The sequence below is a fragment of the Clostridioides sp. ZZV14-6009 genome, from assembly GCF_020658095.1.
Classification (GTDB): Bacteria; Bacillota; Clostridia; order Peptostreptococcales; family Peptostreptococcaceae; genus Clostridioides.
On sequence record NZ_JAGWDG010000017.1, the window covers coordinates 1 to 11646 of the forward strand.

The 11646-nt window shown below is 25.9% G+C and carries 9 protein-coding genes; all 9 read right to left on the reverse strand.

Translation table 11 applies throughout. The features are described from left to right. Positions 1–215: 215 nt before the first annotated feature. The 9 genes from KGF36_RS16660 to KGF36_RS16700 all read right to left on the reverse strand — a co-directional run bounded on the left by KGF36_RS16660 (position 216) and on the right by KGF36_RS16700 (position 11584). Positions 216–1190, reverse strand: coding sequence for a glucosaminidase domain-containing protein (locus KGF36_RS16660; protein WP_227830091.1), 975 nt, complete (start codon positions 1188–1190; stop codon positions 216–218). 123 nt (positions 1191–1313) lie between these two features. Further along, the gene (wecB, locus tag KGF36_RS16665; protein ID WP_227830092.1) at positions 1314–2423 is read right to left on the reverse strand and encodes a non-hydrolyzing UDP-N-acetylglucosamine 2-epimerase; all 1110 of its coding nucleotides are present in this window, start codon (positions 2421–2423) and stop codon (positions 1314–1316) included. Between the two features lie 57 nt (positions 2424–2480). Continuing rightward, entirely contained in the window at positions 2481–3566 is a 1086-nt protein-coding gene (locus KGF36_RS16670; protein ID WP_227830093.1) for a glycoside hydrolase family 113, read from the reverse strand. A 37-nt stretch (positions 3567–3603) separates the two neighbouring features. Then, positions 3604–5685, reverse strand: coding sequence for a cellulose biosynthesis cyclic di-GMP-binding regulatory protein BcsB (locus KGF36_RS16675; protein WP_227830094.1), 2082 nt, complete (start codon positions 5683–5685; stop codon positions 3604–3606). A gap of 22 nt (positions 5686–5707) precedes the next feature. After that, on the reverse strand, positions 5708–6964 hold the full coding sequence (locus tag KGF36_RS16680) for a glycosyltransferase (protein ID WP_227830095.1): 1257 nt from the start codon (positions 6962–6964) through the stop codon (positions 5708–5710). A 49-nt stretch (positions 6965–7013) separates the two neighbouring features. Further along, the gene (locus KGF36_RS16685) at positions 7014–8678 is read right to left on the reverse strand and encodes a DUF2334 domain-containing protein (RefSeq protein ID WP_227830096.1); all 1665 of its coding nucleotides are present in this window, start codon (positions 8676–8678) and stop codon (positions 7014–7016) included. Then, complete coding sequence (locus tag KGF36_RS16690; protein WP_227830097.1) at positions 8668–9516, reverse strand: GGDEF domain-containing protein; 849 nt, start codon at positions 9514–9516, stop codon at positions 8668–8670. The genes KGF36_RS16685 and KGF36_RS16690 overlap by 11 nt, the downstream gene beginning before the upstream one ends. A 341-nt stretch (positions 9517–9857) precedes the next feature. After that, on the reverse strand, positions 9858–10910 hold the full coding sequence (locus KGF36_RS16695) for an ABC transporter substrate-binding protein (RefSeq protein ID WP_227830098.1): 1053 nt from the start codon (positions 10908–10910) through the stop codon (positions 9858–9860). Further along, positions 10910–11584, reverse strand: coding sequence for an ABC transporter permease (locus KGF36_RS16700; RefSeq protein WP_227436781.1), 675 nt, complete (start codon positions 11582–11584; stop codon positions 10910–10912). The genes KGF36_RS16695 and KGF36_RS16700 overlap by 1 nt, the downstream gene beginning before the upstream one ends. Positions 11585–11646: the final 62 nt, after the last annotated feature.

Here is an 11646-nt window from a genome sequence, read left to right on the forward strand (position 1 = left end):
TTATCAAAATATCTGGCTTTATGGTTTGTTTCTTGTTTTATAAATTAACCTACTGTTTAATTTTCAAAGTTCATTTTGCTCTCTTTCGAGTACAGTAATAATAATATCACCTTTTAAATAACAAGTCAATACATTTTTTTATGTTTTTTTACATTTTTTCTATTCTTTTGTAAAAAACAAATTTATCTTGTTACACATTCATGTAGAATCAATACTTATTTTGTTTCTACTTTATTATCTATTAATTGTAAGTTATAACTTCTAATAACTTCTATCAGTAGTTCTGCATATATACGATTCCCACTTTTGTCTTCAGCTGTACTATATCCAGCATCTTCTAATGCTTGTGCTTGACTAATATAGTCTTTTGATTCAAACAATCCATTTTTTCTATACCTTTTATTATTCACTAAAAATAAACCATGGTCTTTTACAGAGTCCTCCAGTGAACCATATGACCTAAAACTTGCTACAATCTTTTCATTATAATGTTCAGAAGTTGAAATTGCTACACTTTTTCCCTTCCATGCTTTATCTGCCTTTATACCAAATAAATTATTACTTTGCTTTGTAAGTTTAGAATTACCCCACCCAGATTCTAATATTGCTTGTCCAATTGTTATAGATGGTAATATGCCATAATCGATATACTCTCTTATAGCTGAGTCTTCTAATTTCTTTATAAACTTAATTTTTTCATCACTATCTTTTAATTCTTTATTTCCAAGATACGTGTATTCTAAATCCTTCATGTATTTTTTTGCTCTACTTTTTTGAGAAGTGTCAAATTTCAATTCATTCAATACTTTATTAAACTTTTTTACCTTGTATACTTTTTCTCCCTTATCATTTTTGTCTTCTACTATAAATTTTTCACCGACATTTAATGTATCTTTCTTTTTTATATTACTTAAATCTTCATCATATATTACCATATCTATAGCAAGTAACTCCTTCCAGCTTAATTGAACTTTTCCGCCCCCTGCTTCATCAGCTACATCCATATAGTATTCAATTTTAGTAGTTTTTATATCTCTTACCTTGTATAAGTCTTCAAAATATTTTGTTATATTAAAAACAGCTATTATACTTGCTATTATAAATACAGTAATAAATATCTTTTTAAATATAAGCTTTAATCTTCTTATAGTTTTATTTTTACCTAAATTTTTTATACATTTTCTAGCCATATTATTCCCCCTTGCTAATTGTATTCCTTATCTTATCATAATTTTTATATTAAGTGGTTATATTTTAATTCTATCTTATATATAAAATTTAAATTAAGTTAATAAAAGCTAATTTAAGTATCTTCAATTAAATTTTTTCACTATTACATCCACTATATACTTACTTGCATTTCCATCCCCATATGGATTAGACGCTTTACTCATTTGAATATAATTATTTCTATTTGTTAATAATTGTTTTACAGAATTATATATATTTTCTTCATTTGTACCTATTAATTTAAGTGTTTTTGCTTTAACACCTTCTATTCTTTCTGTCTTTTTTCTTAACACAAGTACTGGTTTTCCTAGTGATGGAGCTTCCTCTTGTATTCCTCCACTATCAGTCATTATCATATAGGATTTGTTTAAAAAATTATGAAAATCAACTACTTCCAAAGGCTCGATAATGTGAATTTTTTTAGAATTTTTCCCAAATACTTCACTAGCTATACTACGTATTTCAGGATTTAAATGTATAGGATATACTACCTGTACATCTTCAAATTCATCTACTATTCGTTTTACAGCTCTAAATATATTTCTCATGGGTTCTCCTAAGTTTTCTCTCCTATGAGAAGTCAATAAAATCATTCTGTCATCACCAAGCTTATCTATTATAGGATGAGTATAATTTTCTCTTATTGTCATCTTTAATGCATCAATTGCAGTATTACCTGTTACAAATATATTGTTTTCAGACTTTCCTTCTGAAATTAAGTTTTGTTTTGCCAAACTAGTAGGGGCAAAGTGTATATCAGCAATAATTCCTGTAAGCTGTCTATTTAGCTCTTCTGGAAATGGAAAATATTTATCATAAGTTCTAAGTCCTGCTTCTATATGACCCACTAGAATTTTACTATAAAATGCAGTTAAACTAGTAGCTAGAGTTGTCGTTGTATCTCCATGTACTAAGATTATGTCTGGCTTTTCTTTATCTATAATCATGGGAAGTTCATTTAAAACTTTACATGTTATATCATTTAAACTTTGCCCTTTTTTCATTATGTCTAAATCATAATCTACATTTATATTGAAAGTTTCTATAACCTGGTCAAGCATTTCTCTATGTTGTGCTGTCACACACACAATACTGTTTATATGCTCTCTTTTTTCAAGTTCCTTAATTAAAGGAGCTACTTTGATAGCTTCAGGTCTAGTTCCAAATACAGTCATAACCTTGATGTCATCCATTTATATCTCTCCTAATCAACTATTTATATACTATAATTGTCTATTTATATAACAAGTTTATTTATACCAAGATTTAATAATCTTTATACTCTCTTTTGATGGATAAAAGTTTTTTTCTTCATCAATTTTACCTACACAAAATACAGAAAAACCATTTATCCAATCTTCTTTTTCAAAAACTCGCCTATATGCTTCAAAGCATCTTGCTTGTTCTTCATCATTTATAATTTCTGAAGGAACATGATTCCATGGTTGAGAGCTTGCATTTTCTCTATTTGAAAAACCTAATTCTCCAAAAAATATCGGTTTACGATGAACCTTATAAAGATTATATAGCTCTTCTTTTATATTTTGTCCTCTATTATTCACAGTAGATGAATGTAGAGCAGAAACCAATTCATCAACTGTATTGACAGATTTATCACTTAACTCAAAATACGCTGCTATGGATATAAAGTCTAACTTATCAAAAAAATTATTATTTAGTTTTTGTTCATAAGATAATTTACTATTTAAATCACCTTTTCTCGTATACCACCAATTAGTTCTATATGTTACAAGACCATCAAATTTTGATTGTACAAAATCTATTATTTCACCCCAATTTTGTTGATATTCTTCTAAGTATACAAAATTAGAGCCTACATTTAAAACCTTTACATTCAATGGATTTGATACATCTTCTATAAGTTCATTTAATACAGTATTTTGCCAGTTATAAAAAAATCTTTTTTTATTCATAGGATTCCAATCGGTCTCATATAACTCTCCATTTTTTATCCATGGATATGCTTCTAATATTGTGGAAATACCCTTCTTATTTAATTTTTTTATTAGTTTAATTGCCTTTTTTTTGCTATTATTATCTATTGACATGATATAAGAATTAATATCATCCACATTTATAACTATAGGTACATTTATTGTATTCAATCCTAGCTTATCTATATCCTTCATAACTTGATTTATTTCATAATCTATAGATAAATTGGCTGATTTAATCTTGCCCTCATACTGGCTATTTACTAAACTTCTATTTTTTAATTCAACATTTACAAAATAAATTATAAATATAAAAGTTAAAATAATTCCTAAGATTAAAATATTTTTCTTAAATTTAAATTTGTTTACATTTTTATTCAAATCATATACCTCATTTTAAAATAATACGTTTACTGTATTATCTTCTTTTATATTTCTTAATAAATAACATTGATAGAATTACAGCTACAACTATAACAATAAAAGAAACAACAAAAAAAACTTTAGCTGTTTTACTTATATTCAATTCTCTACTCGAATCTTTTATTTCTTTATTTATTTTTGTATTATACGTTAAATCTTTTACTTCTCCATATTCATCAATTGTTAATGTATCTCCTTTTAAATCATTCACTTGACTTTTATTTAATAAATAATCCATTCCTAAATATAAATTTTTTTCATCTATTGAACTTATTACCATAATATTTTTTTGATTATTGTAAGGTGATTTTATCAATTGTATTGATGAAATATTTTTACCATAATCGTCAATAAAGCTTATCTTATCATTTGATAAAAAGTTAGAATAGTTTTTATTGAACTTTATATTTAAGTTGCTATTTATCATCTTTATAACAGAGCTGTTAAGTGGTACTCCAAAAACTATAATATTCGTATCTTTATATTTATTGCTAAACTCTTTACCTCTAATTACATTTATGTTTCCCTCATGCGAATTCATATTTGCACCTAAATTAACACCTAGTCTGGACATCCATGTCATTGCTTGGGACCCTGAATAATCTGGCATTATCACAGTTAAATCATTAAACTTATCATTCTTAACAAATGGATATGGATAACTTTCAAAACTCAGTGACTGATTCTCTTTTGTTGATAGTTCCAAATAAGAGCTATTTGACACATATGCCCAAGGATTATTACTTTCTCTTGTAACACAATTTAAATTTTTTATACTTAAATTAAACACCAGCTTAACTTGATAATAGTTTTTATTATCTATATCTTTAGGTATTTTTAATTCTAGTTTGTCATTATCTGAATATGCCCTATCTAATTTTTTACTTCCTACGACAACATCATTTATATACACTGTAACTAATGATTTGTCAAAATCCAAATTATCAGAATATCTTAAATTTAAAACAATCTTTGAGCCATTATCTAACTTTCTACCTTTTGGTATTCTAACATCAAATAAAGCTTGTTGACTAAATGCACCTTCCAGCAAAATATCTGTATATCCTAGGTCTTCTAAAGTCATATGACCTAAATTTAATTCTTGTTCACCAGCAGTCTTTATATTAGTATCTTTATTTACAAGTATTGATGATGATAAAATTTGATTAGAAAGTCTATTGTCTATCAATAAATTTGATGCTTTTATTAAATCTTCTTCATTACTACCTATTACTACTAACATCTTCTTATTATTGTTGTATGGAGAATTTATCTGTTTAATTATACAATTTGAAGATAATAAAGTTTGTTCCTTTGCACTTAGAATATTTAAAATTTCTTCTGCCGTATTTTCAGGTTTACCAATGTATATAATGTTATCATCTGACCAGTTCTTCATTTCTGAATATAATTTAACATCAAACTGTAACTTATCGTTCTGTGTTATTTTTCCAAATTCCGATGCTAAATTAAACACAGCTGTAGATTCACCCCTACTCATATTATCTGGAACTACTAAAGTTGTGTCTAATTTAAAATTTTCTTCAATTTCTATATATGGATATGGATACTCATTTATTGAATTGCCCAATTTTTTCTGCTTATATCTAATTGATGTATAAGATTCCTTATGAATAACCATCCAGTTTCCAGTGTTAGAATCATCTTGACATATTTTATCAGATATTGTTTTATATGCTTTTACTTTTATTTCATTATATCCTTGTATTATATATTCTTTTGGTATTAATACTTTTAGTGTATCTTTATAATCTTTTTTGGCATTTAGTTTAATTGATTTTATTGGTACATTATTTATTAAGATAGTTAAACTTGAAACATCTCCATTTAATATTTGACTCTTACTAAAATTAAGATTAAATGACACTTCCTCAACGTCCCAATTTTTGTTTACTTCAAAAAAAGTACTATTGCTCCCTATAACTCCATCAATAGTTACATCTCTTTCAAACTTATAATTTTTGACTTTAGTTTCATCAGCTTTTACTTCATCTACAAATGCGATATTTGAAAAAAACAATACTAAAGATACAATTAATACAACAAATTTTTTCATATTAATACCTCCTGTACATGAATTAAAATCTTTCCGTTTTATACCATTTGACCTCTCTTTTAAAAATTATATCTTTTAAATACTCTACCATTCCTTTTATAGCAACAAATAGCCATAGTTGAGAATATGTAAAATACATAAGTGCTACTATAAATATATTCTCGATTGTAGCCTCACCTTTTTCTATAGTTAAGCTTATACTCACTTCTATGATAAATAAAATGTACGATAGTATCCATATTATGATAAAGTTGATTGGAATAGAAATCTCTATTAATTTAAATACACTTAAGACAAATAAAATATCTGAGATAATAACAGATGTTAAAAATAGAAAATATACAGAAAAAAAGTAGGCTATATCAAATACAATTTTATTTTTCCCTTGTTTAAATATATTTTTTATATATTTCATTAAAACGTATATATTACCTTTTGCCCATCTAGTCCTTTGCTTTATCCAAACTTTAATAGTTTCTGGTTCCTGCTCCCATGTTATTGACTGTGGCACAAGTTTTATCTTATATCCTAACTTATATATTCTAAAGCTAATTTCTGTATCTTCTGCAATTGCTTTGCTATCCCATCCCCCAATTTCTTCTATAATACTTTTTCTCAATATAAAGTTAGTTCCTGGTATTGTACATAAATTAAATAATTGCCATCTACCAGCTTGAGACATCCATTGAAAGCTTAAAGTTTCTATATTTATAAATTTCGTCAATAGATTTTTACTTTTATTTCTGGTTCTAAACTTTCCAATAACAGCACCTAATTCATCATCTAGAACTATTGTTTGTATTAAATACCTAAGTGCATCTCTATCTGGAGTATTATCTGCATCATAGACTGCTATAAACTCTCCTTTTGAAATTTTATATCCAATATTTAATGCATTTGATTTTCCCTTACCTCCAGTTATGCTATCTGTATTTATAATAGTAAAATTATAATTTTTATATTTATTCTTTATGCTTTCTAAAATTTCTCTACTATTATCAGAAGAATTGTCATTTATCACAATAAGTTCCATTTTATCTTTAGGATAATTAAGTAGTAGTAAAGATTCCACAGTCCTACCTATTACCTTGGCTTCATTATGAGCAGGAACAAGTATTGATACCATTGGATATCTATCAATTTTTTTTATTTTTTTATCAAAGTTCCTAAAATAAAATAAATACCCCCCCATAGCTAAAACTATATTTATAAGTAGTAAAGACCATATACTAAATAAACTAAATATAAATAGATACTCTGATACATTTAATCCTCTCATAAAATTCTCCTAAAATCTTTTTAAATCTTAGAACTTAATCTAAAATTTTTTATTTTAAAAATTTCTTTTTGTCTATTTTTTTAAAATACATAAATATAATTACAAAAACTAAAACACTTATGGATACTATTGATATTAAGATTTTGCTGATTTTAGATATAGATTTAAACCTAGTTTCATCTTCTTTATTTTTTTCTAAATTTCTATCATAGTTGACTTTAATTTCATTACCATCATTTCTTATTTGTATCTCATCAACCTTTACCCAATTATCAAAATCTCTTAAATCCATAAACTCTATATTTTGTTTTTCTAGGTATTCTATTGTATCTTTCAAATATTTTATATCTAAATACGAATGAAAGAAAAAACCGCCACTAAAGCCTCTGACAATAGATACTGTATCTAAATTTTCTTTTATATTTTGAAAAGTAAACTTATCCTCTGGGTCTATATATCCCAAATTCTCAGGTACAAATATATTAAACTCTTCTGTATCCCTAATAACATAGGGATATGTATTTGTGCTAAATTTTTTATCATTATTTTGATGTTGTCCTACATAAGTAGAAAAATATTTTTTTAATTCTTTATATCCTTCAGATTCTATTGCATAATGAGGAGCTTCAAATGCAAGAGGATAAATCCCATTTTCTATACATATTCTAAGCCCTTTTAAAACTCTATCTTTCACAAAAATTGTCATATTTTCTTTTAATGGAGCATCTTTTTCCCCATCCCAAAATTCATATCCTTCTCCAGAAACTTCTTCATTTTTATATTGATGAGTGTATCCATGTAATATCACTGTACCACCCTTATCTTGCATGTATTTTACTGCTTTAACAATCTCAGGGCTTTCTGATAAAGTAGTTATTCTATGATTTTTAGGATTTACATAAGCTGGTATTAAAGCAATTGTAAATGGTATGTTCTTATTGCTTAAATAATCAGCTATTTTTATTAATTCTTTTGGTTCTCTAAATGCATGTACATCTTCTATTCTTACAAATATGCGACCATTATTGAAGGTTTCAATATCAAACACATCATTTAGTGAATCACAAAATATATAAAATAAAACACCATCTAAATCCAACTTTGACACATAGAAAAGATTTTTGTCATTTACAATATACGGATATTCATTTACTGTATCACTAATAGTTCCTATAATTTTATTGCTTTTATCTGTTGATTTTACAATATTAAATAAATGGTGTTCATCTAAGTTATACTCTTTACCTTTATAGGTTACACTGTTTATATTATTTGTTTTTTTTACATATTCTAAATTATATTTCTTATATTCCAACAGATTTTCTATACCATATCCTAACCAACAGATGACTCCTTTATAGGAATCTAATGAATTAATTAAGATGTTAGTTTTTTCATCATTAATATATGAATTTTCATTTATCCCTATAATAAATATATGACTATAATAAGTTTTATTTATCTCATTATCATAGTTGCTTAATTTTAATAACTCGATATTTGAGCTAAATCTACCTAATAGAGTTCTTACAATTTTCAATATGTCTTGATTGTAAGATGTTTCTTTCTTAGAATCATAGATAACCAATACCTTATTTGTATTAGAATAAGTTTCTAGTGCATATGAGTGTATATTAAAATTTGACATTATCAATACTATTAAAAGCACAATTAATACTTTAGATAAATTTTTATTGTAAGTTTTAAACATCATACTGCAATTCCTCTTCAACCATATTCTTAAAATTTATACTATCTCCAAAAGTATCTCTATACTCTAAAATTGCAATTTTCACATCTATATTTACATATTTTCCTTTATCATTTAAATCTAAGTTTAACTCTTTTATCCTCTTCTTTATTCTATCTCTAACAACCTTTGAACCTTCTAATGCTGTGTTTGGCATCAGTATTCCTATCATATCTTTTTGTAAACTGTATATTATATCTTCATTTCTTGTACACTCTACAATATTTGAACTAATATATTTTACTATTTTGTTAGTTTTACTTTCACCAAATATAGTCTGTAGGTTTTCATAATATGGTAGTTTTACTATCATAAGAGAAAAAGTAGTAGTATGTCTGACTGACTTACTTATTTCCATATTTACATCATTATAAAAAATTTTTAAGTTTCTAAGCCCAGTTTCATTATCTATAGTTACTAGTTCCTCATATTGTTCAGTTAATTTTATATTTGTAAGTTGTAATTCATTTATATTTTTATTTATATTTCCCATTATAATTGAAGATATTGGTACTGCTATTATCCATATATATGATATAAACTCAATATCTATATTATGAGTAATATTGTTATATAAAATATAGGACGTATATATAAATATAATTATTGAACTTGTTATTAAACCAACTACTGAGTTTGATAAATAAGTTAACATTATTATAAAAAAAATAACTGATAACATTATAAATACATTCAATTTATTTTCTGTTCTAATAGATAGTATTACTATCCCAACAATTAAAAATATAAAAACAAACAAACTTAACATTAATAAATCTATCTTTTTATTTGTCCCATTCATTTTTTATAAATTTACACCTCCAATTATTTTATTAAGTTGCCCATTTTTTCTAATTATTATTAAAATCAATATGCAAATAATTTTTTAACTTAGTAAAAATAAATTAAATTATATATGTATATAAATAATAAAAAAACAAACAAATATTTAACATTAATGTTCTCTATTTGCTTATCTTCAAAATAATTATCATGTATGTATTCATAGTAAATAAATTATATATATCTATAACATATACATATATAGATATAAGTAAAAAAAATAAAACTGTTCAATAATTAGAAAATAATTTCTAAATAAGAACAGTTTTATTAAGTAAATATTATTAAATAAATAATACTCTATTTTGATTTTAACTCTATCCAAGCTTTATCGTATAACTTGATATTTTCACCAATATCTTCAAAAGTTTCACATTTAGCAAGCACATCTTTAGATGGATATGCAACAGGATTGCTAGTTATTTCTGGGTCCAATAACTTTAGTGCTCCTGTATTAGGTGTTGAATATCCAATGTATTCAGCATTTACTTTTGCATTTTCTGGGTCTAACAAGAAGTTTATAAATAACTCAGCTTCTTTTTTATTTTGTGCTGTTGTAGGTACACACATAGCATCCACCCACTTGTTCGTACCTTCTTTAGGTATAGCATAGTCAAGGTCAGGATTTTGATCCATCAATGTAACTGCATCTCCAGAATACAACATCCCCATTGCGACTTCTCCACCTAATAATCTGTCTTTTCCTTCATCGTTTACATATGCTAGGACTAAATCCTTCTGCTTTATTAAAAGATTTTTTGCTTCATTTATTTCTTTTGGATTTACACTATTCATACTGTATCCTAATTTTTTAAGAGTTATCCCTATAGTATCTCTAACAGAGTCAAACATCATCATGTTTCCTTTGTATTTTGGATTCCAAAGTATATTCCAACTATCTATAGGCTCTTTAACTTCTTTTTTATTATATAATATTCCAAGAGTACCCCACATATATGCAACACTATATTCGTTAGTTTCATCATATACAGGATTTAAAAAACTCTTATCTAAATACTTCATATTAGGTATGTTTTTAAAATCTATTTTTTCCAAAAGACCTTCATTTTTCATTTTTTCCACCATATAATCCGATGGAAAAACTAAATCATAATGAGTACTACCACTCTTAACCTTTTGATACATCATTTCATTAGTATCATAAGTTGAATATTGAACTTCTATTCCTGTTTCTTTTTCAAACTTATCTATAAGAGATTCATCTATATAATCACCAACATTATATACATTTAGAACCTTTGTAGAATCTGTTGATTTATTGCATCCTGTAAATAAAGTAGCTGTAATCATACCTACAGTTACAAGGGATATTATTTTCTTAAACTTAATCATTATTTAGTCCCCCTTACTATAGATTCTTTTTTATTAGCCAATAGAAGTAATCCTAAAACCACTGCAAACATTATCGTTGATAATGCATTTATTTCAGGCTTTATACCTCTTCGAGCCATTCCATAGATTTCTATAGAAAGATTACTTACACCATTTCCAGCATTAAAGAAACTTATTATAAAGTCGTCTATTGACATAGTAAATGCAATTAAAAATCCAGAAACTATACCTGGTTTTATTTGTGGTAAAATTACTTTTCTAAGAGCATACATAGGTGTTGCTCCCAAGTCCATAGCTGCATCTTCTATATTATCAGGTAATTGCTTCATTTTTGGTAAAACTGAAAGTATAACATATGGCAAACAAAACATTATATGTGCTAATAACATTGTTGTAAAACCAAATTCCATTTTTACAAATACAAATAGACTCATAAGGGCTACTGCTGTAACTATTTCTGTATTTAAAATAGGAAGGTAGTTTACATTCAGTATTAATTTTTTACTCTTCCCTCTCATCTTATGTATTCCTATAGCACTTATAGTTCCTACTATTGTTGATATTACGGATGCTAATATAGCTATCACAACAGTGTAATATAAAGCACTCATTATACTTTCATTTTGAAGTAATTGACCATACCACTTCCATGTAAATCCATTCCATCTTGCCATTGATTTTGAATCATTAAAAGAAAATAGTACCAATGCAAATATGGGTGCATACAAAAATAAGA